The organism is Streptomyces sp. E11-3, from assembly GCF_046540415.1.
In the GTDB taxonomy this organism is placed as follows: Bacteria; Actinomycetota; Actinomycetes; order Streptomycetales; family Streptomycetaceae; genus Streptomyces.
In genome coordinates, this window is the sequence record NZ_JAZGRL010000002.1 from 1,132,427 (window position 1) to 1,153,199 (window position 20,773).

The window sequence follows — 20,773 nt, forward strand, 5'->3', positions numbered from 1 at the left end:
CGCAGGAGGTCCGTACGGCCGCCGACCGCGATCGTAGAGGCATGACATCGACGCCCGCCCCGACTTCGCCTCAGGCGCCCACCGCGGCACCGGACCCCCGCTCCGACGCCCGCGCGCCCCAGCCCCTCAGCCGCCTTCGCGGGGCCCTGCGCGCCCTCGCGATCGCCTCCTGCGTCCCCTACCTCGGCATCAAGATCGCCTGGATCTTCGGCAGCCGGATCGGCATCCCCGAGGGCAGCGCCCTGCTCGACCACCGCGTCACGATGGTGGTCGCCAACACCGCGACCGTCCTGATGGACGGCGCCGTCATCGTGCTGGCCCTGCTGCTGACCCAGGCCTGGGGCAGGCGGGTCAAGGCCTGGCTGCTCGCCCTGCCGATGTGGTTCGCGACCGGTCTGCTCGCCCCGATCATGATGGGCTTCCCGCTCCAGCTGCTGGTCGGCGCACTCGGCGGCACCCAGCGCACCGCCGCGGACAGCGGCCGCGAGCCGTTCCTCGACGAGTGGGTCTTCGGTGTCGTCTACGGCGGGTTCATCCTCCAGGGCCTCACCCTGGGCACCCTGTTCGTCCTGTACGCACGTGACCGCTGGTCCCACCTCTGGCGCGGCCGGGTCGGCGGACTGCCGACCAGCGCCACGCTCCCGGCGCAGCGGACCGCCGCCGTCGCCGCCGCGGTGCTGGCGCTGTTCCCCGCGACGCTGCATCTGGTGTGGGCCTTCGGGTCGACCGCGAGCCTCAACGAGGGCCGGATCGCCGAGCGTACGAGCGACTTCTACGTCCTGCAGGCCAACACCGCCCTGTTCGCGCTCTGCGCCGCGGCGGGCGCGCTGATGCTCGCCTTCCGGATCGGCAGGTCGCTGCCGCTTCAGGTGCCGCTCGCGCTGGCCTGGGTGGGTTCCGGGGCGACGGCCTGCTGGGGCGGCTGGCTGGCCCTCGGCTCGCTCGCCACCGACGACGACCTGGTGGACCGACCCACCCAGGTCATGAACCTGTCCTACTCTGTGCAGATGATCGTCGGGATGCTCGTGGTGACCATCGGCGCCTACTTCTTCGCGGAGCGCGCCGCGGCCAAGCGCCGCGCGTGAAGGCCGTGTTCGGACGGTGGACCAAGGACGTGTTCGGGCGGCGGATGTGGCTGCGCTGGATACACCTGGTGCTCGGCGGCGCGCTGCTGATGCCGTTCTGGCTCGTCGGGACGGTCGTCCTCGGCGTGGCCACCGGCGGCGGAAACGCCTTCACATCGGTGGGGATCCAGTTCGGCGCGTACGCCCTGGCGCTGCCCCTGGTCGCCGGAGTCGCACTCTTTCCGCTGACCAGGCCGCTGTCGGTGGCGGCGGCCCGGGCCATGTGCGGGCTTGTGGGGGGCGCCCTGGCCGATGAGCCCGCGCGGTCCTGGGCGGCGAGGGTCCGAACCGCTGGGTGGTTCACGCTGCATCTGGGGCTCGGCGGGCTGATCAGCGGAATGACGCTGTCGCTGCCGCCGTTCGCGGTCGCGGTGATCGCGCTGCCATTCTCCGCCGGGCTGCGCGACGTGCGGCTCGGGATGCCGGAGGTCTTCCTCGACGGGTGGGGACTGGTCCTCTCCCCGGCGGCCGGACTGGCGATGCTCGCGGCCCTGGTGGCCTGCGCGGCGGGAACCGGCGCGCTGCTGGCCCGCTGGGCGCCTGCGTTGCTGGGACCGACGCCCGCGGACCGGCTGGCCGCGGCCGAGGAGCGGGCCGCCGAGCTCGCGGTGCGCAACCGTCTCGCGCGCGAGCTGCACGACTCGGTGGGCCATGCGCTGAGCGCCGTCACCCTGCAGGCGAGCGCCGCCCGCAGGGTCCTGGACAGCGACCCGGAGTTCGCCCGCGAGGCCCTGCTGGCCATCGAGGACACCACCCGGCGTACGGTCGGCGAGCTCGACGCGGTGCTGGGCCTGCTGCGCGCGGGCGACGACGAGGGCGGGGCCGATGGCACCGCGACCACCGCGCCCGCGCCCACGCTCGCCGCCGACCTGGACGGGCTGCTGGCCCGCACCAAGGCGGCCGGACTCAGCGTCGACGCGACCGTCGGCACCGACCCGGCCGCCCTGCCCGACCTGGTGTCCCGCGAGGCGTACCGCATCGTCCAGGAGGGCCTGAGCAACGTCCTGCGGCACGCCGCAGATTCCCGGGTGACCCTGCGGATCGCCCTGCGGGGCGCCCCACACAGCGAGGAGTTGGAGATCGTCATGGAGAACTCCGTGTCCGGCGCGACGCGCACCCGCGCGAGCGGCGGCCGTGGCCTGCACGGCATAGCCGAGCGGGCCAGACTGCTGGGCGGCAGCTCGCGCGCGGGCCTCACCGGCGGCCGCTGGACCCTGTGCGTACGGCTCCCCGTGCCCAGCGGCACGCTGACGACGAACCCCGGTGGTGACGCCCGATGAGCAGCGCCCCACAGAGCACCCCGCGGCCCGTCCGGGTCGTACTCGCCGACGACGAACGTATGGTGCGCACCGCCCTGCGCGCCATCCTCGACGCCGAACCCGACATCACGGTCGTGGGCGAGGCCACCACCGGCGCCGAGGCGGTGTCCGTGGTCCGTGAGCTGCGGCCCGACGTGGTGCTGATGGACGTCCGGATGCCGGAGATCGACGGCATCCGGGCCACCGAGCAGATCCTGGCGTCGCTGTCCGATCCGCCGCGTATCGTCGTCGTCACGACCTTCGAGAACGACTCGTACGTGTACGAGGCGCTGCGCGCCGGAGCGTCCGGCTTCCTGCTGAAGCGGGCTGACGCCGACCAGCTCGTGCAGGCGGTACGCCTGGTGGCGAGCAGCGACTCGCTGCTGTTCCCCGCCGCCGTACGGGCCCTGGCCGCCGAGCACGCGCGCAGCCGCCCGGCGCCGCCCCCGCCGTGGGCGGCCCGGCTGACCGAGCGCGAGTCGGACGTGCTGCGGCTGATGGCCACCGGGCTGACCAACGCGGAGCTGGCGAAGCGGCTGGGGGTCGGCCCGGCGACGGTGAAGACCCATGTGGCGTCGGTGCTGGCCAAGACGGGCGCACGGGACCGCACCCAGGCGGTGATCGCGGCGTACGAGGCCGGGTTCGTCGGCTCCGGGAGGTAGGGGGCGTCTCCCCTAGGCCCTCGCGGAATGCGCACAGTATGAGGAGTTCCTGAGAAAGCCCCGGCCGTGGAACGCCGCACTCCGGTCGGCTCGTCTTCTCAGCGGGATGAACAAGACAATCAGGCGCGCTTCGGTCTTCTCGCTGCTCCTCGTCCTCGCTCTGCTGGTCAGGGCGACCTGGGTGCAGTTCTACGACGCCGAAGCCCTCGCGGACAGCAAGCACAACCGACGGAACGCGATCGACCAGTACGCGTATCCGCTGGGCGACATCATCGTGGCCGGTCAGGCGGTCACCGGCTCGAAGGAGACGACCGGCAGCGACCTCGCGTACAAGCGCACCTACACCGACGGCGAGCTGTACGCGGCCGTGACCGGCTACAGCTCCCAGGTGTACGGCGCGACCCAGCTGGAAGGCATCTACCAGGACGTGCTCGACGGCACGGACACCCAGCTCAAGGGCCCGGTGGACACGGTCACCGGCAAGCGCGCCGCCCCCGGCGACGTGATCACCACCATCGACCCCGCGGTGCAGAAGGCCGGGTACGAAGCGCTCGGCGACAAGAAGGGCGCGGCCGTCGCGATCGACCCGGCCACCGGGAAGATCCTCGGGATGGTCTCCACACCCTCGTACGACCCGTCGAGGATCAGCGGCAGTACGGACGGCGACGCCTGGCAGGAGCTGACCGGCGACGAGGACAAGCCGATGCTCAACCGGGCGCTGCGGCAGCCGCTGCCACCGGGCTCGACCTTCAAGCTGGTCGTCGCGGCGGCCGCGCTGGAGGACGGCCTGTACGGCTCGGTCGACGAGAAGACCGACAGCCCGGACCCGTACACCCTGCCCGGCACCACCACCGTACTGAAGAACGAGAACCCCTCCGCACCGTGCGAGGACGCCACTATCCGTACCGCACTCCGGTACTCCTGCAACAACGTCTTCGGCAAGCTCGCTGCCGAACTCGGGCAGGACAAGGTCAGGGAGATGGCCGAGAAGTTCGGCTTCAACGACGAGAAGCGCGATGTGCCGGTACGGGCCTCCGAGAGCGTGTACCCGTCCGGAATGGATCAGGCGCAGACGGCGCTGACCGGCATCGGCCAGTTCGATGTGACGGCGACGCCGCTGCAGATGGCGATGGTGTCGGCCGCCCTGTCCAACGGCGGCGAGCTGGTCGACCCGCACATGGTGTCCCAGGTGACCGACGCGAACGGCGGCACCCTGCGCAGCTACGACGACGCGGGCTCCGAGCGGGTGGTGAGCGAGCGCACCGCCGAGCAGCTGCGGTCGGCGATGGAGACCGTCGTCGAGGAGGGCACCGGCTCCAACGCGCGGATCGACGGCGCGGCGGTGGGCGGCAAGACCGGCACCGCGCAGCACGGCGAGAACAACAGCAAGACGCCGTACGCGTGGTTCACCTCCTACGCGCAGGGCAGCGACGGGCAGCAGGTCGCGGTCGCCGTCCTGATCGAGGACTCGGGCGCCGCCCGTTCCGAGGTCAGCGGCAACGGACTGGCGGCGCCGGTCGCCAAGGCGATGATGGAGGCGGCCCTGAAGGGCTGAGGTCCGCCCTGGTCACGCGGCTCCCCTGCTCATGCGCCTCCCTGATCAGGGGAGGCGCTGGGCGAGCGTCACCGTGTTGCCGGAGGGGTCGCTGAGCGTGCTGATCCGGAAACCGCCCGAGGTGTTCTCAGGCGGTTCGGGCGCGAGGCCGTTGCCCGTGACGAGCGAGGTGTACTTGTCGACATCGCTCACGGACAGCGTGAGCAGCGCCGAGCCCGCCCGGTCCGGGTCCTGGAACAGCTGGATCGCACCCGCCCCGCCGAGGTACCACTCGGCCAGGCCGTCCATGGGCGCGTGGTCGGGGTCCCGCCCGAGGAGTTTCACGTACCAGCGCAGCGCCTCGTCGAAGTCGGCGACGGAGACGACGGCGTAGACCTTCTCGATGCCTTTGTTCGGCATGCTGATCACCTCTGGGGGTGTGCGGCGGGTGCGTCCACACGGATATACGGGGGCGCGTGTTCAGTTGTTCGCGGAAAGCGAGTTCCCTGACGGCCGTCCACGACGGCTGTGACGATGGCGCCATGAGCGATCCTGTGATCCACCGGCTCGACCTGGGCCACTTCGTCCGACCCGCGTCCGAGACGGGTACGGGTCTGGCGCGTGTCGAGGCCGCACTGGCGTATCTCGTCCACCATGACAGAGGACTGCTGCTCTTCGACTCCGGACTGGGCGAAGGCAGTCCGGAGGTGGACGCGCACTACCGTCCGGTACGGCGGTCCCTGGACGCGGCACTCGCCGCGGTGGGCGCCACGGCCGAGGACATCGCGCTGGTCATCAACAGTCATCTGCACTTCGACCACTGCGGCGGCAACCCGGCACTCGTCGGCTGCCCGGTCCTGGTCCAGGCGACCGAGCTGGCGGCGGCACGGGCCGGTGACTACACGATCGACGCGCTGGTGGACTTCCCCGGCGCGGTGTACGAGCGCCTCGACGGGGAGGCGGAGATCTGGCCGGGCGTCTGGGTGGTGCCGACGCCCGGCCACACGGCCGGGCACCAGTCCCTGGTCGTCGAGGGCAGCGGCGGGACCACGCTCCTGGCCGGCCAGGCCTACGACTTCGCCAGCGAGTACGCGTGCGCGGACCTGGCCCGGCGCACGGGCGTGGCCGAGACCGATGGCCTGTGGCGCCCATGGCTGACCAGGATGGCCGAACTGGACGTCGACCGGGCGCTGTTCGCCCATGACCACGCGGCGTGGCAGGCCTGACGGGTCAGCCCCTCGACGCGGCCTGTCAGGCCTGACGATCAGCCCCTAACGCGACCTGTCAGGCCTGGCGGGTCAGCCCTCAACACGACCGATTGCTCCACAGCTGATACGCGACCATCGCCCCCAGCGGCACCGCGGCCCCCGCGAGCACCCCCGTCGCGAACCCGAGCCCCGAGCTCGCCTCCCCGTCCCGTACGGCGACGACCACCCCGCCGACCACGACGGCCAGCGCGACGGCCGCGAGCAGTGCATAGAACCTGCGGCTGAGGAAGTTGGCCCGAGTCGGCGCGGGCGCCGGGGCGTCGATGCGCGCCGCGGGGCCCACGCTCGCCGCCTTGGGGCGCTTGAACCACGCGTAAACCACCCAGTTACCGCAGGCCTCCCAGCCGTCCGGGGCCAGCTTCTCGTCGAGTCCCTCGCGGCCGAGGGTGACCAGCTCCCTGCGGTACTCCCAGCGCTGCGGCTGGTCCGGGTCGCGGTGGCTGACGAAGCGGCCGAGTGCGTCGACCCGTTCGACCTCCCAGCCCTCGTCGCCGAAGCGGTTCAGCAGTTCCTCGTCGACGAAGGTGTCGGCCGTCCAGCGCCAGGTCTCGGCCCGCGCCTCGGGTGCGGTGGGCCGCTCGGCGCCCGCGCCGGGGGCCAGTTGCCGGGCGAACTCCGCGACCGGACCGAACTCGTCCGCCGCGTCGCCGCCGCTCTCCGCCAGATGCGCGGCGAGGTCGTCGACGGTGGCCGCCACATGGTCGGCGGGAAGGCCTGCCGCGCGCAGCAGGGAGGCGAGTTCGTCCAGGTAGTCGGTGGCTGCTCCGGTCATGCCACACCGCCTTCGGCCAGGATGGATCGTACGGATGTGTCGAAGGCGAGCCAGAGCCCGCCCTGTTCGCCGAGGGTCTGCCGCCCCTGCTCGGTCAGGGAGTAGTAGCGGCGCCCCGGCCCCTTCTCGGTGGCCCGGAACTCGGCGGCCACCAGGCCCGCTTCCTCCAGCCGGTTGAGTACGGGATAGAGGGTGCCGCCCTTGATCTGGCCGAGGCCCGCGCCCGCGAGGGTCTTGGCGATCTCGTAGCCGTAGCTCTCGCCGTCGGTGAGGCTGGCGAGTACCAGCAGGTCGAGTACGCCCTTGAGCCAGCTCGCGCGGCGGTCCTTGGCGGGCGGTGCGGTCACGGGTGCGCCTTTCGCAGGGTGGCGGCGCCGGTCGGCGCGGGCCGGATCCGCTCCGGGTCCTGGGTCATCACCAGGTCGCGTATGGCGATGGCGGCGTGGAAGACCACGGGCAGCAGCAGGCTGCCGGTCTGGAGGTACAGCATGGTGCTCACCGCGCCGAAGAACGCGAAGAGCAGCATCCCCTTGCTGCCCTGGTACAGGCCCGCGAGCGCGTAGACGGCGAGTGACAGCGCGGCGGCCACATAGAGGTCGAGGCCCAGGACGCCGACGCCGAGCGCGATCAGCAGCCCGCGGTAGATGAACTCCCCGACCACCCCGTCGGCAACCCCGAGGGCGACCGCGTACCGGCGCTCGCCCCGCGTGCGCGGCAGCATCGCGCCGATGGAGCTCAGGCCCGGAATGTGCCGCCCGTCACGGGCCTTCTGCTGGAAGACCCGTCCGCTCCAGGCGATGGCCACCAGGAACACGGGGATCAGCAGGTAGGTGAAGAGCGAGTCGTCCGGCGCGCCCAGTCCGAGGTCGCTCGCGGCCGCGTCCGGCGACAGCGCGAGCACCGCCACCGCGAGAGCGCCCAGCGCGCACCAGACGCCGAGCACCACGCGGTAGTAGCGGACCAGGGCGCGCGGTTCGCCGTCCCGGCTCCGCTCCAGCGAGGCGTACATCCGCCGTCCGAGCCACGGCTCGCCGACGGCGAGATACGCGACCAGGACGGCGGCGACGGCCAGGGACACGGCGGTGAAGTCCGGCGAGATGGTCATGGGTCCCCCTTTCCCGCGAGGCGGCAGGCACCGCCTCGTAAGCCTTTCAGCTACCTAGACCGTAGAGCGACCTAGTCAGGAATGCAACCTATCTCGCGCCGCCCACACCTCCGCGACGGGTGGGCGGGCTACTTGACCCCCAGCAGCTGCTCCAGCGGGTCGATGGCGAAGTACACGAGGAACAGCGCCGCCGTCCCCCACAGCAGCCAGTGCACGCCGCGCGCCTTGCCGATCGCGGTGCGGATGACGACGTACGCGATGAAGCCCGCGCCGATGCCGTTGGTGATCGAGTACGTGAACGGCATCACCGCGATCGTCAGGAAGGCCGGGACCGCGATGTCCCAGCGCTCCCAGTCGATGTGCCGTACCTGCCCCATCAGCAGGAAGCCGACCGCGACCAGCGCGGGCGCCGCGGCCTGGGCCGGGACGATCGTGGCGAGCGGGGTGAAGAAGAGCGCGAGCGCGAACAGCCCGCCGGTGACCAGGTTGGCGAAGCCCGTACGGGCGCCCTCGCCGACACCGGCCGCCGACTCGATGAACGAGGTGTTGGAGGAACCGGACGCGGCGCCGCCCGCGACGGTGGCGAGGCCGTCCACGAACAGCAACCGCCCGAGCCGCGGCACCCGGCCCTGCTCGTCCAGCAGACCGGCCTCGCTGGTGACGCCGACGGCGGTGCCCATGGTGTCGAAGAAGTCCGTCAGGAAGAGCGTGAAGACCAGGAGCACCACGGTGATCGCGCTGACCTGGCCGAAGGCGCCGAACAGGCTGAACGCGCCGAGCAGTCCGAAGTCGGGGGCGGCGACGATGTCGTCGGGGATGGCCGGGACGGTCAGGCCCCAGGCCGCGTCGTCGATGTCGGCGATCTCGTTGATGACGATGGCCAGTACGGTCGTCACGACGATGCCGATCAGGATGGCGCCCTTGGCCTGGCGCGCCAGCAGGGCGACGATCAGCAGCACTCCGAGGCAGAACACCAGGACCGGCCACCCCGACAGCGAGCCGGACGCACCGAGCTGGACCGGTACGGAACCGGTCTCGCCGGGGATACGGGTGGCGAAACCCGCGTTGATGAAGCCGATGAACGCGATGAAGAGCCCGATGCCGACGCTGATGGCCTGCTTGAGGCCGAGCGGGATGGCGTGCATGACGGCTTCGCGCAGCCCGGTCGCGGCCAGCGCACAGATGATGATGCCCTCCAACACCACCAGGCCCATGGCGTCCTGCCAGCTCATCAGCGGCGCGATCTGGAAGGCCACCATCGCGTTGAGTCCGAGCCCGGCCGCGAGTGCCAGCGGCAGGTTGGCGGTGAGGCCCATCAGGATGGTCATCACGGCGGCCACCAGTGCGGTGACCGTGACCAGCTGGGCCCCGTCCAGGGTGTTGCCGAACTTGTCCTCGGCGCCGCCCAGGATGATGCGGTTCAGGACCAGGATGTAGGCCATCGTGAAGAAGGTGGCCAGGCCGCCGCGCATCTCACGGCTGATCGTCGAGCCCCGGGCGGTGATCTGGAAGAAGCGGTCGACGGCGTTGCTCGGGGGCGGGGGCGGCGCGGGCGGTCCGGGCGTCTGGTCCGCGATCTGTCCTGACATGGTGCTCCTCGGGGCGGTGATCCGTTCGGGGTAGCCGGATTCTGCCCTGGGAAGGGTCCGTTCAGGTTTTGGGCATGTTACGTGTCGCGTGGTTCGCGGCACGGGGAGCGGGACAGACGGCCGAGTTCGAGCCGTCGAACGTATACGCCTGGAGTTGGTTCCGGAGCTGACTGTCCGGAGCCATGGTCAGGCCGGGTCAGGTCGAGTCAAGTCAGGCCGGGTCAGGTCAAATCGAGCCAAGTCAGGTCAGTTGGTACGTGGCGCCTTCACGGGCCCGTACGGTACGACCGCCGAAGGCCGTGGCCGCGCGCTCGACGGCCTCGTCGGGCGTGAGCGTGGGGCCGACATGAGTGACCAGCAGCTTGCCGACGCGCGCGGTACGGGCCAGCTCCCCCGCGTCCTCCGGCGTGAGGTGTCGCTGCGGCTCGCCGCCCGCCGGCGCCCGGTCGATGTCCGCCTCGCACAGCAGCAGATCCGCCCCCTCGGCGAGCTCGCGGAGCGCCGGGCACGGGCCGCTGTCCCCGGAGTACGCCAACACCTCGCCCTCGGCCTCCGCGCGCAGCCCGTACGCCTCCATCCCGCTGTGCCGTACGGCGCGACTGGTCAGCCGGAGCCCGTCCAGGTCCAGGTGCAGCCCGTCGGAAAGCTCCCGGAAGTCCAGGATGGTGGCATCCAGGTCCTCCGGGCCGCTCGCGCCGAAGAATCCGGCCAGCCGCTTGGCGCATCCCGCCGGCGCGTACACCGGGATGGGCCGGGGGACGCTGAGCCCGCCGTCCGCGATCCCGGCCTCCGCGGCGATCAGGTCGGCCCAGTGGTCGGAGTGCAGATGCGAGATCCAGATGGCCGACAGCTCGTCCGGCCGCACATGCCGCTGCAACTCCGCGAAGGTCCCGGGCCCGGCGTCCACCCAGACCCGGATGTCACCCGCCGACAGCAGATAGCCCGAGCAGGGATGGCCCGGCCGGGGATGAGGTGACGCGGTGCCAAGTACGGTGACGGTAAGGGCCATACGGACGAGAGTACGACCCCAGGGTCGTCAGCCTTGGTCGGCGCTCCAGTCGGGGCGGCGGCCGCTCAGCCCCACCACACGGTCGAGCAGCGGCGCGTCGTCGGGCACGGCGACGATGGGCCCGAAGATGCCCTCGCGGCTGGGCCCGTCAGGCGATGCCGCGAGCAGCTCGTACGCCACCTGGGGGCTGGCCGGGTCGGGCGCGTACTCCTGTCCGGTGGCCCGTGCCAGGTCCCAGCCGTGGACGACCAGCTCGTTCATGGCGACCTGCCCCGCCACGGCGGCCGGGAGGTCGACACCGCCCGCCCGGGTGTCGCCCTCCCATGCCTTGGGGTCGCGCCATGCCTCGGCCAGCTCCGTCAGGTTCCGGGGCAGGACGCTGCGCCAGTCGGCGACGTCGGAGATGTCGGGCATCACGGAACCCGGACTGGTGTCCGTGGTCGGCCCGAGATCCTTGCGCGCCGCGTCCCGGAAGGCGGCGGTCAGGCCGACGATGTGGCCCAGCAGCTGGCGTACGGCGGTGTCCTCGCAGGGGGTGGGCCCGGCGAGCTGGTCGTCGCGTACGCGCTCGGCGAGCTGCGCCACCAGGTGGGTCTGCGCGGCGAAGTCGACGGGCTCGTTCGCGCTCTCATTCGCGTTCTCGGTCATGGCGCCGGTATCCGTTCCGTCGTAAGGCCTGTGGACCAGTGGGTGTCTGTGGGCAGACTCCCGTGCCGCACAGAACTCATCGGACCTGAGAGCCTGTTTCTGAACCCCCGTCTGCGCCCCGGCGCCCCCGCACCATCAGCAGACCCGCCAGCGGGACCGCCGCCAGCGCCATCCACGGCAGCACCCCGCCCCGTGCCAGCAGCGCGCCCGACGGGGCGCCGCCCAGCAGCACCACGGCGCCTGACACCGACGACAGCGCCCCGGTGCACAGCCCGAGGCGGTGGTCCGGGACCAGGTCCGGCAGCCAGGCGCGGGCGGCCGGGACGACCAGCATCTGCCCCACGGTCAGCAGGACCACGAAGGCCAGCGCGGGCACCAGGCCGCCCACCGGCAGCAGCGCGCCCGCCGCCAGGAAGGCCCCGGCGATCAGGCCGAGCCCGCAGCGCAGCGCCGCCGGGTGCGTCAGCCGCGCGGCCGCCCAGCGCGAGAGTGGCAGCTGGCCCGCGATCACCAGGACCGAGGAGAGTGCGAAGAGCCAGCCGAGCGCCGCCTGGGAGCCCGTGGACCGGTCCAGTTCGGCGGGCAGCGCGAGATAGAGCTGGTTGTAGGCGAGGAGGTAGGTGCTGTACGCGAGGCAGAGCGCGAGGAAGGCCCGGTTGCGCGCCAGTTCCCGTAGGCCGCCGCCGTCCGGTGCGGGTCGGGTGGTGGTGCTCGGCGCGGCGTGCGGCATGCGCAGCATGCGCGGCATGCGCGGCATCAGCCACCAGTGCCCGGCCAGGATCAGGACGAACATCCCGGCGCCCGCCAGACAGGCCGCCGAGAACCCGCCCGCGAGCAGCGCCGCCCCCAGAACCGGCCCGAGCAGGGCGCCCGCCTGGCCACCGGCCGAGAACAGTGCCAGCACCCGGGTACGTGCGACGCCGGTCGCCTCTTCGTGGCGTACGGCCTGCCGGGCGATCTCCGTCTCGACGGCCGGTGAGAACAGTGCCGCGGCAAACCCGACCAGCAGTACGGCGCCGAGCACCGCCCAGGTCGCCTCGGCGAACCCCAGCCAGCCGAAGCCCAGGACGCGCAGCGCGCAGCCGACGAGCACGACCGGCCGGGGCCCGTACCGGTCGGTGAGCGCCCCGCCGACCACGAAGAGCCCCTGCTGGCTGAAGGTACGCAGCCCGAGCACCAGGCCCACCAGCCAGCCCGCGAGCCCCAGCGTGCCGCTGAGGTGTGCGGCGAGATACGGCAGGACGGCGAAGAAGCCGATGTTGAAGGCGCATTGGGTGACGATCAGCAGCCTGGGCAAGGCGGGCAGCGTCCGCAGCAGGCGGGCACGCGTGCGCGGCGTGCTCTCGGGTGTGGCGGGTGTGTCAGATATGGCGGGTGTGTCGGTGCGTGTCACGGGTGGGCACCGGCCTCGATGTCGAGGAGCTCACGGGTGTACGGGTGCCGGGGTTCGGTGAACAGTTCGCGCACAGGTCCGGTCTCCACGATCCTGCCGTCCGACATGACGGCGACGCGGTGTGCGGCGTGCCGGACCAGGGCCATGTCGTGGCAGATGAACAGATAGCCGAGGCCCAGCCGTTCCTGGAGCTCGGTGAGGAGGTTGAGGATTCCGGCCCGTACGGAGGGGTCGAGCGCGGAGACGGGTTCGTCGAGCACCAGCAGCCGGGGGCCGAGCGCCAGCGCCCTGGCGATTCCGGCGCGCTGGCACTGGCCGCCGGACAGCTCGTGCGGCAGCCGGTCGGCGTACGACGTGTCGAGCCCGACGAGGTCCATCAGCTCGGCTACCCGCCCTTCGAGGGGGCGGCGGTGTACGCGCAGGGGTTCGGCGATGGCGTCGCCGATGGTGGTGCGCGGGCCGAGTGAGCCGTACGGGTCCTGGAACACGGGCTGGAACTGCGCCCGCAGCGGGCGTAGTTGCTTCTCCCGCAGCCCGGTCAGCTCCTGCCCGGCGAAGCGGACGCTGCCGGAATCCGGGCGGCGCAGGGCGAGGGCCGCGAGGGCCGTGGAGGACTTGCCGCAGCCGGACTCGCCGATGAGGGCGAGGGTTTCGCCCTCATCGACCGTGAACGAGACGCGGTCGACGGCGGTGTGGTCGCCGTACCGCACGACGAGGTCGGTGACTTCGATGAGGGGACTCATGCGACGGCCTCGCCGGCGAAGAGGTCGGTGGCGTCCGCGGGCAGCGCGTCGACCCGGTGGCAGGCAACAGCGCGATACTCCCCTAGCCCGCCCCTTCCCGAAACCGCGGGCAAGCCCCCAGACCCCCCGGATCGCCCCCCGGGCTCGTNCGCGGAGCGAACGCACAGCCCGAAGGCAACGCCGACGCCGACGGCGGGCTCCCCCCGATCACCGGCAACAGGCCACCCCCGAAACCCCCACCCGGCAGTGAAGCCACCAGCCCCGCCGTGTACGGCGCCCGAGGCGACTCGAACACCTCCGCCGCCGGGCCGACTTCGCACACCCGCCCCGCGTACAGCACGACTGCCAGGTCCGCGCAGGACCGCGCCACCTCCAGGTCGTGCGTGATGAGGAGCAGCCCCGCCCCCGCGGCCTCCCGCGCCTCGGCCAGCACGGCCAGCACCTGCGCCTGCACCCGCGGATCGAGCGCCGTGGTGGGCTCGTCGGCGACGACCAGGTCGGGTGAGTTGACCAGCGCCATGGCGATCACGGCGCGCTGGCGCATGCCACCGGAGAACTCGTGCGGATAGGCGCGCGCCCGCCGCTCCGCGTCGGCGATCCCGACCCGGTCGAGCGCGGCGACGGCCCGGCGCCGCGCCTCGGCGCGGGACACCCGTGCCACGGACCGTACCGCGGCCGCGAGTTGGTCGCCCACGGTGTGCACCGGGCTGAGCACCGTGAGCGCGTCCTGCGGAACGTAGGCGACACGCCGCCCCCACAGCCGCCGATACACGGCAGGCGAGGCCCCCGCGACCTCCTCCCCGGCCAGCCGTACGCTCCCCGACACCCGCGAGCCCTGCGGCGCGAGCCCGAGCACCGCACGGGCGGTGAGGGACTTCCCGGCGCCCGACTCGCCGACCAGCGCGGTGACTTCACCGGCGCGTACGTCGAAGGAGACGCCCCGCACGGCGGGCACCCCGTCCACGGACACCCGAAGATCACGCACCTCAAGCACGGCACTCACCGAACGACTCCCACTTCCACCGGGCGACCAGAAACAGAGACAGCAGCAGCACCAGAACGGGACCGCCGCGCACCCGACCGCGGCCGCAGCCCCGCCAACGTCACCGCGAGCCCCGCCAGCAGCGCGAGCGCGACGGCCGGTGCGAGGGCCGCGAGCGGCGCCCGTTCCACGTACAGGCGGGACTCGTCGAGCAGCAGCCCCCACTCGGGGGACGGCGGCTGCGCGCCGAGGCCGAGGAAGCCGAGTGCGGCCAGGGCGAGGGCGGTGCCGGGCAGCCGCAGCACCGCGTGTTGGGCGACGGGTCCGGCCACCGCGGGCAGTACATGCCGGGTGAGAATCCAGCCGGGGGACGCCCCGATGGCGCGCTGTGCGGTCAGATGGGCGCTCGCCCGGATCTCCAGGACGAGCGCCGCGGCGTGCGCGGCGAGCGGCGGCCAGGAGACCAGGGCGACCGCGAGGGACGCGCCGAGTGTGCTGGGCCCGGTGAGCGCGGCCACCAGCACGCCGACCACGACCGGTGGCAGCGCGTTGGCGATGTCCGAGACTCCGGCGGATGCGCCCGGCAGGAAGCCGATGGTGAGCGCGATGAGGTACGACACGGCGCATACGGCGAGGGCCACGCCGACCGTGCTCGCGGCCCCGTGCCCGAGCCGGGCCAGCACATCGCGCCCGAGGCTGTCGGTGCCGAGCGGGTGGGCCAGGGACGGGCCCGCGAGCCGGGCCGCGGTGTGCACGGTGTACGGGTCCTTGAGCAGGCCCCACCCCATCGCCGTGGCGAGTACGGCGCCGAGCGCGAGCGGCACCACGCCCCGTACCCGTCCGGGCGCGGGAGCGGGCAGTGCGAGCGCCGCGTCCTTCAGTCCGGAGCCGAGCAGCCTGCCACGGGCGAAGGCCGCGCAGCCGCCCGCCGCGAGGGCGAGCAGCAGCAGGGCCAGTACCGAGCCCTGGAGCAGTGGCAGGTCCTGGGACTTGGCGGCGCCGAGCGCGGTACGCCCGAGTCCCGGTACGGCGAAGACGGTCTCGACGGCGACCGCGCCACCGGTCAGGCCGACCACGACCATGCCGAGTTGGGGGACGAGCGCGGGCAGCGCGCGGCGCAGCGCGGCGACGACCGTACGGCGGGGGCTCACCCCGGAGGCCCGCCACACGTCGGTCCAGCGTTCGCGGAAGACGGCGGGCAGCGCGTCGTCGACCAGTCGGCCGAGTAGCCCGCCCGCCGGGATGCCCAGCGCGATGGCGGGCAGCACCAGGTGTTGTGGTCCCTGCCAGCCGGAGACGGGCAGCAGCCGCCACCACACGCCGAGTACGATCAACAGGACGGTGGCGAGCAGGAATTCGGGGACGGCGGTGAGCATCGCACCGGCCGCTCCCCCGCCGCCGCGCAGGGTCCCGCGGGCGCCCCGTACCAAAGTGCGGGCGCACAGCGCGGCGGCCACCAGGAGCGCCACGGCGAGCGCGGCACCCATCAGGGTGAGCGAGACGCCGAGCCCGGACAGCACGGACGGCAGGACGTCGGTTCCGGAGACCCAGGAAGTGCCGAGGTCGCCGCGGACCAGGCCGCCCGCCCAGTCGCCGATCAGGCCGAGCGGTCCGGCGTCCAGGCCGAGGTCGTCGCGGATGGCGTCCAACGCCTCGGCGGTGGGCTCCTGTTCGGCGGAGCGGGCGCGCAGCACGGTGAGCGCGGGGTCCCGGCCTGACAGCCAGGGCAGCAGCCCGACGGCGGCGAGTACGGCGGCCAGCGCGGCCGCCCGCGCGAGGCCCGCCCTGAGGGCGGGCCTCCTCAGGTTGGCCTTCACTTGACGTACGTACCGACCGTGATCAGCTCGCGCTCGCGCGGGTCCTTGGCGGAGCCCACCACGTTGGTGGCGTCGCCCTGAATCACCCGCTCGTGCAGCATCGGGATCGCCGCGTCGGTGCTGAGGATGGCGGTCTCGGCGTCGAGGATCGCGGCGCGGCGGGCCTTACCCGCCGCGGTCGACTCGGCCTTGCGGACCGCCTTGTCCACGGTCGGGTCGGCGAGTTGGGCGATGTTGAAGGAGCCGTCGCCCATGAAGTCGCTGTGCAGGTACGCGGCCGGGTCGCCCGAGTCGAGGATGGTGGCGCGGGAGAGGATGAACGCGTCGAACCTTCCGTCCAGCGCGTCGGATTCGATGTTGGCGTACTCGCGTACGTCGAGCTTGACCTTGAACCCGGCGTCCTTCAGCTGCTGCTGGAGTGCGGCGGCGACTTCGGGCAGTTCGGCGCGGTCGGTGAAGGTACCGATGGTGATCGTCTTGCCGGAGGGCTTGGCCGCCTTGGCTCCGCCGGTGCGCCCGGCGCGTTCGGACGCCCACGGCAGGGCGGGTCCGAGGAGCCCTTCGGCGACGTCGGCGCGGCCTTCGTAGATGCCGTCGACGAGGGCCTTGGTGTCGAGGGCGGAGCGGACGGCCGCGCGCTGCCCGGCGTCCTTGAAGACGCCGCGCTCGGCGTTCAGGTAGAGGGTGTTGGTGCGCGGCATCGGCACCTCGGTGATCTGGTCCTTGTCGAGCAGCGAGGCCTGCGAGACGGGCACGGCCTCGACGATGTCGGCGGCGTCGCTGCGCAGTGCGGCGGCGCGGGCCGCGCCGTCCGGGACGTAGGTGGCGTCGATACCCGCGGCCTTGGCGCGGCCGCCCCAGTAGTCCTCGTTGCGGTCGAGGGTCGCGGAGCTGGTGCCGTCGGCCTTCTTCAGGACGAAGGCGCCGGTGCCCGCGCCGACCGGGTTGACGGTCTTCCCCCGGTAGGCCTTGGCCGCGAGGATCGACAGCTGCGGCGAGGAGAGCCGCTGCGGTACGAGCGGGTCGGGCTCGGCGGTGGTGACGGTGACGGTGTTGCCCTTGGCCGCGACGGTCAGCTCGACGCCGTCGAGGATGCGTGGCTTGGGCGCGGCGGTGGCGGCCCTGGTGAGGGAGCGCTTGACGTCGGTCGCGGTGAACGGCGTGCCGTCGTGGAACTTCACGCCCTTACGGAGGGTGAAGGTCCAGGTCTTGTCGTTCGTGCGCTTCCACCGGGTGGCCAGCGCGGGCTTCGCGTCGCCCTCCTTGTCGAGGGTGACCAGGGTTTCGGCGGTGGACCAGCGCGACAGCTTGAACGCGTCGTCGCTGAGCGGCGAGAGGCCGGAGCGGGGCGGCTGCATCATGGCGACGCGTATCCGCTTGTCGTCGGACTCCTGGGCGGAATCGGAGCCGGAGGTGGAGGCGAAGCAGCCGGAGACGGTGAGCGCGGCGGCGAGGGACAGGGCAGCGGAAGGCAGGAGCTTGCGGGGGCGCACGGGGCTTCTTCCAGGAGCGGGATGAGGTGCCAGCGACAATAGCCAATGACAATCATTTTCATCAAATCTTGTACTACCCCTTCCCGGATCGCGGACACCATCCGCAAACGGGCGCCAAACGGGCGCCCGAGCCCGGGGAAACGGGCACTCCGCCTGCCCGTCGGCACGCACCTCCCCCGCTCCGCCACGGGCCACCGCGCTCGGTGTCGCCAAGGAGACCGTGCGCCGCGATCTGCGCGCCCTGGAAGGCCACGGCCTGCTGCGCCGCACCCACGGCGGCGCCTATCCGGTGGAGAGCGCGGGCTTCGAGACGACGCTCGCCCACCGCACCACCATGCACGTCCCCGAGAAGCGCCGGATCGCGGCCGCCGCGGCCGAGCTCATCGGGGACGCGGAGACGGTCTTCGTCGACGAGGGCTTCACCCCGCAGCTCGTCGCCGAAGCGCTCCCCGGAGACCGGCCGCTGACCGTACTGACCACCTCGCTCGCCACCGCGAGCGCGCTGGCGGAGGCCGACAACCAGACCACCGTGCTGCTGCTCGGCGGCCGGGTGCGCCCCGGCACCCTCGCCACCGTCGACCACTGGACGACCCACATGCTGTCCGGGTTCGTCATCGATCTCGCGTACATCGGCGCCAACGGCATCTCCCGTGAACACGGCCTGACCACACCCGATCCCGCGGTCGCCGAGGTCAAGTCGCAGGCCATGCGGGCGGCTCGGTGCCGGGTGTTCGCGGGCATCCGCGCCAAGTTCGGCGCGGTGAGCTTCTGCCGGTTCGCGCAGATCGGCGACTTCGAGGCGATCGTCACGGACAGCCAGCTGCCCGCCGCCGAAGCACACCGCTACTCGCTACGAGGGCCGCAGGTCATCCGCGGGGTTGGGCGCAAGATCGTGGTGGTGCCGTGACTCCGGCGCGGTGGTGCCCGTAACCCCCTCGCGTAATTCGCTTTCGACGGCCGGGGCGGCCCGCCTACCCTCCGGGCATGCCCCGGCCCTATGGATTCACCTACGAGCAGCGCACCGACGGCAGCGTGGTCATCACCCACCAGGGCCGCGCGGCCGGTACGCTGCGCGGCGCCCGCGCGGCGAAGTTCCTGACCGAGGTCGAGTCGGGGGACGCCCAGCTGGTGATGGCCCGCTGGACGGGCGCGTACAAGCACGGCAACGAGCGCTCGGCTCGCAACCACCCGCGCAACCGGCGGTGAGCCGACCCCAGAGTTCGATGCACCCGGCGCGGGCCAGTGCCGCGCGGGCCAGCCTGCGGGAGACGGTGACCGCGTCCTGAACCACCCCGAGGCCGTTGAGCACGCTGGCCCCCTCGTGGAGGATGAGCAGCTCGTCGGCCGGCAGGTCGGGATCGTCGGCGCCCGCGGCCCCGCACAGCTCCCGCAGATAGCCGCGCACCCAGCGCTTGTGCTCCGTGATCACCCGGCGCCCCGGGTGGCCGGGGTCGGGCAGCTCGGCCGCGGCGTTGACGAAGCCGCAGCCGCGGGGGTTGTCGAGGTGCATCCAGGCCCCCAGCGCGTCGAAGGTGGCGAGGACGCGGTCCGCCGCCGAGCTCTCCCCCTCGGGTGCCGACCTGTCGACCTCGGCTGTCAGCCAGCCGCGCCAGCGCTCGCCGCGCTCGTGCAGATAGGCGGCGATCAGGGCGTCCTTGGAGCCGAAGCGGTCGTAGAGGGTCTTCTTGGTGACCCCTGCCCGCTTGGCGATCAGGTCGACGCCGACCGCGTTGATGCCCTGCCCGTAGAAGAGCTCCGCGGCGGCGTCGAGGACCCGGCGGGCGCCCGGGGTGAGGGGCGTCTGCCCGCCCGTCCCTGTCGTCTCCTTGGTCACGGTCTTCGTCTTCGGCTCGTCATGTGGAGCTCCGGCTTCATCGGCGCCGAGCTCGGCACCCGGCACGCACCCGCGGACACCCTGCTGATGTGGCGCTTCATCGCCGCAACCGCCCTGCTCGGCGGCGCCTGGCTACGGCTGCGCAGACGGCGGCTGCCGCTGCGGGTGGTCGCCGAGCAGGCCGTGCTCGCCGCCCTCTGGCAGGGCGTCTATCTGGGGTCGGTCCTCTGGTCCGTCGGGCTCGGCGTGCCCACCGGGACCTCCGCGCTGATCGCCGCACTGCAGCCGCTGGCCGCGGGGGCGCTCGCCGGGCCGCTGCTCGGCGAGCGGGTGACCCGGCGCCAGTGGGCGGGGCTCGGCGTCGGGCTCGTCGGGGTCGCCCTGGTGGTGCGCGGCGACCTCGGCGGCGGGACCACGGTCCCCGGATGGGCGTACGCACTGCCCTTCACGGGGATGGCGGCGCTGCTCGCCGCGAGCTTCCTGGAGCGCAGGACGCGGACGTCGCCCTCCCCGCTGGACGCGCTCCCGGTGCACTGCCTGACCAGCGCACTGCTGTTCACCGCGGTCGCGGCGGCGACCGGCCACGCCACCGCGCCGTCCGGGACCGGCTTCTGGACGGCCGTCGCCTGGGTGGTCCTGCTGTCCACCGTCGGGGGCTACGGCTTCTACTGGCTGAGCCTGCGTCGCGGCGGCGTCACCCGCACCAGCGCGCTGATCTACCTGACCCCGCCGACGACGATGCTCTGGGCGTACGTCATGTTCGGCGACGCTCCCGGGGCCCTGGCGATCGCGGGCACCCTGGTCTGCGTGATCGGCGTCCTCACGGCCACGGTGCGCGCGGGCTCCCGGCAGCCGGAGAACACGCCCCGGCAGCCCGAGAACGTACCCGGACAGACGCAGCCGAATCCGCGGCAACTCATCAGCCAGGTAAGGGAACGGTAAAACGGGGTCGTTCGTTACCCCTGGCATGACAGTGATGACCCCCGGCTCGAACATTCCCCTCTCCGCCGCCCGCGTCGCGGTGGACGTCGCCGCTCCGGTGCGGCTCGACGTGTCGGGCCTGCTGCTCACCGCCGATGGCAAGGTGCGCTCCGACGACGACTTCATCTTCTTCAACCAGCCCACCGGACCCGGTGTGGCCTACCGCTCGGGCGGCGGCTCGACGCCCGATGCGATCACGGTCGACACCGCGGCCGTGCCGCCCGACATCGAGAAGATCGTCGTGACCGCGAGCCCGGACGCGGCCGGCCAGAGCTTCCAGGGCATCGAGCCCACCGCCACCATCCGCAACGCCGACGACGGCAGTGCGCTCGGCACCTTCACGCCGCCCCGGCTCGGCGCCGAGACCGCGCTGGTGATCGTCGAGATCTACCGGCGCGGCGGGGCGTGGAAGGCGCGCGCGGTCGGCCAGGGGTATGCGAACGGCCTGGCCGGGATCGCCACCGACTTCGGCGTGACGGTCGAGGAGCCCGCCCCGACCCCGACGCCCGCCGCGGCCCCCG

General features: G+C 72.6%; 20 protein-coding genes and 2 pseudogenes. 9 read left to right on the forward strand and 13 right to left on the reverse strand.

Features of this window, described 5'->3' with window-relative positions; translation table 11 throughout:
• Positions 1-41 precede the first annotated feature (41 nt).
• The 4 genes from U9R90_RS24050 to U9R90_RS24065 all read left to right on the forward strand — a co-directional run bounded on the left by U9R90_RS24050 (position 42) and on the right by U9R90_RS24065 (position 4,639).
• Entirely contained in the window at positions 42-1,085 is a 1,044-nt protein-coding gene (locus U9R90_RS24050) for a hypothetical protein (RefSeq protein ID WP_411058734.1), read from the forward strand.
• Positions 1,086-1,129: 44 nt separating this feature from the next.
• Complete coding sequence (locus tag U9R90_RS24055) at positions 1,130-2,404, forward strand: sensor histidine kinase (RefSeq protein WP_411059788.1); 1,275 nt, start codon at positions 1,130-1,132, stop codon at positions 2,402-2,404.
• Entirely contained in the window at positions 2,401-3,084 is a 684-nt protein-coding gene (locus U9R90_RS24060) for a response regulator (RefSeq protein ID WP_411058735.1), read from the forward strand. The genes U9R90_RS24055 and U9R90_RS24060 overlap by 4 nt, the downstream gene beginning before the upstream one ends.
• Before the next feature lie 106 nt (positions 3,085-3,190).
• Positions 3,191-4,639, forward strand: a complete 1,449-nt coding sequence (locus U9R90_RS24065; protein WP_411058736.1) for a peptidoglycan D,D-transpeptidase FtsI family protein — start codon at positions 3,191-3,193, stop codon at positions 4,637-4,639.
• A 45-nt stretch (positions 4,640-4,684) separates the two neighbouring features.
• On the opposite strand, the gene U9R90_RS24070 is transcribed toward U9R90_RS24065, so the two are convergent.
• The gene (locus tag U9R90_RS24070) at positions 4,685-5,038 is read right to left on the reverse strand and encodes a VOC family protein (RefSeq protein WP_411058737.1); all 354 of its coding nucleotides are present in this window, start codon (positions 5,036-5,038) and stop codon (positions 4,685-4,687) included.
• Positions 5,039-5,160: 122 nt separating this feature from the next.
• Between U9R90_RS24070 and U9R90_RS24075 the strand changes: the two genes are divergently transcribed.
• Complete coding sequence (locus tag U9R90_RS24075) at positions 5,161-5,844, forward strand: MBL fold metallo-hydrolase (RefSeq protein WP_411058738.1); 684 nt, start codon at positions 5,161-5,163, stop codon at positions 5,842-5,844.
• A gap of 79 nt (positions 5,845-5,923) precedes the next feature.
• Here the strand turns inward: U9R90_RS24075 and U9R90_RS24080 are convergent, their stop codons facing one another.
• The 11 genes from U9R90_RS24080 to U9R90_RS24130 form a co-directional block, all read right to left on the reverse strand.
• Positions 5,924-6,658 carry a hypothetical protein gene (locus U9R90_RS24080; RefSeq protein ID WP_411058740.1) on the reverse strand — a complete coding sequence of 245 codons (735 nt, stop codon included), beginning with the start codon at positions 6,656-6,658 and terminating at the stop codon, positions 5,924-5,926.
• Positions 6,655-7,005: a PadR family transcriptional regulator gene (locus tag U9R90_RS24085; protein ID WP_411058741.1), complete on the reverse strand. Its 351-nt coding sequence runs from the start codon at positions 7,003-7,005 to the stop codon at positions 6,655-6,657. Before U9R90_RS24085 ends, U9R90_RS24080 begins: the two co-directional genes overlap by 4 nt.
• The gene (locus U9R90_RS24090) at positions 7,002-7,763 is read right to left on the reverse strand and encodes a CPBP family intramembrane glutamic endopeptidase (RefSeq protein ID WP_411058742.1); all 762 of its coding nucleotides are present in this window, start codon (positions 7,761-7,763) and stop codon (positions 7,002-7,004) included. Before U9R90_RS24090 ends, U9R90_RS24085 begins: the two co-directional genes overlap by 4 nt.
• 128 nt (positions 7,764-7,891) lie before the next feature.
• Positions 7,892-9,352, reverse strand: coding sequence for an NCS2 family permease (locus U9R90_RS24095; RefSeq protein WP_411058743.1), 1,461 nt, complete (start codon positions 9,350-9,352; stop codon positions 7,892-7,894).
• 241 nt (positions 9,353-9,593) lie between these two features.
• On the reverse strand, positions 9,594-10,361 hold the full coding sequence (locus tag U9R90_RS24100) for an MBL fold metallo-hydrolase (protein WP_411058744.1): 768 nt from the start codon (positions 10,359-10,361) through the stop codon (positions 9,594-9,596).
• 27 nt (positions 10,362-10,388) lie between these two features.
• On the reverse strand, positions 10,389-11,009 hold the full coding sequence (locus U9R90_RS24105; RefSeq protein WP_411058745.1) for a TIGR03086 family metal-binding protein: 621 nt from the start codon (positions 11,007-11,009) through the stop codon (positions 10,389-10,391).
• Between the two features lie 76 nt (positions 11,010-11,085).
• Positions 11,086-12,402 (reverse strand): MDR family MFS transporter, encoded by a 1,317-nt coding sequence (locus U9R90_RS24110; protein WP_411058746.1) that lies wholly within the window; start codon positions 12,400-12,402, stop codon positions 11,086-11,088.
• Positions 12,399-13,145: an ATP-binding cassette domain-containing protein gene (locus U9R90_RS24115; RefSeq protein WP_411058747.1), complete on the reverse strand. Its 747-nt coding sequence runs from the start codon at positions 13,143-13,145 to the stop codon at positions 12,399-12,401. The genes U9R90_RS24110 and U9R90_RS24115 overlap by 4 nt, the downstream gene beginning before the upstream one ends.
• Positions 13,146-13,227: 82 nt before the next feature.
• A complete protein-coding gene (locus tag U9R90_RS24120; RefSeq protein WP_411058748.1) occupies positions 13,228-14,148 on the reverse strand; it encodes an ABC transporter ATP-binding protein in 921 nt (306 codons plus the stop codon).
• Positions 14,145-15,944 carry an ABC transporter permease subunit gene (locus tag U9R90_RS24125; protein WP_411058749.1) on the reverse strand — a complete coding sequence of 600 codons (1,800 nt, stop codon included), beginning with the start codon at positions 15,942-15,944 and terminating at the stop codon, positions 14,145-14,147. The genes U9R90_RS24120 and U9R90_RS24125 overlap by 4 nt, the downstream gene beginning before the upstream one ends.
• On the reverse strand, positions 15,941-17,437 hold the full coding sequence (locus U9R90_RS24130) for an ABC transporter substrate-binding protein (protein WP_411058750.1): 1,497 nt from the start codon (positions 17,435-17,437) through the stop codon (positions 15,941-15,943). The genes U9R90_RS24125 and U9R90_RS24130 overlap by 4 nt, the downstream gene beginning before the upstream one ends.
• 190 nt (positions 17,438-17,627) lie before the next feature.
• Here U9R90_RS24130 and U9R90_RS24135 point away from each other — a divergent pair.
• Positions 17,628-18,344: pseudogene (locus U9R90_RS24135) on the forward strand (DeoR/GlpR family DNA-binding transcription regulator); the annotation flags it as partial.
• Positions 18,345-18,421: 77 nt separating this feature from the next.
• Positions 18,422-18,643 (forward strand): hypothetical protein, encoded by a 222-nt coding sequence (locus U9R90_RS24140; RefSeq protein WP_411058751.1) that lies wholly within the window; start codon positions 18,422-18,424, stop codon positions 18,641-18,643.
• 442 nt (positions 18,644-19,085) lie between these two features.
• Here the strand turns inward: U9R90_RS24140 and U9R90_RS24145 are convergent.
• Positions 19,086-19,337: pseudogene (locus U9R90_RS24145) on the reverse strand (helix-turn-helix domain-containing protein); the annotation flags it as partial.
• Here U9R90_RS24145 and U9R90_RS24150 point away from each other — a divergent pair.
• Both U9R90_RS24150 and U9R90_RS24155 read left to right on the forward strand, forming a co-directional pair.
• On the forward strand, positions 19,293-20,213 hold the full coding sequence (locus tag U9R90_RS24150; protein WP_411058752.1) for a DMT family transporter: 921 nt from the start codon (positions 19,293-19,295) through the stop codon (positions 20,211-20,213). The pseudogene U9R90_RS24145 and the gene U9R90_RS24150 overlap by 45 nt on opposite strands.
• 34 nt (positions 20,214-20,247) lie before the next feature.
• Positions 20,248-20,773: TerD family protein (locus tag U9R90_RS24155; protein WP_411059789.1), on the forward strand; the 526-nt coding region annotated here is incomplete at its 3' end.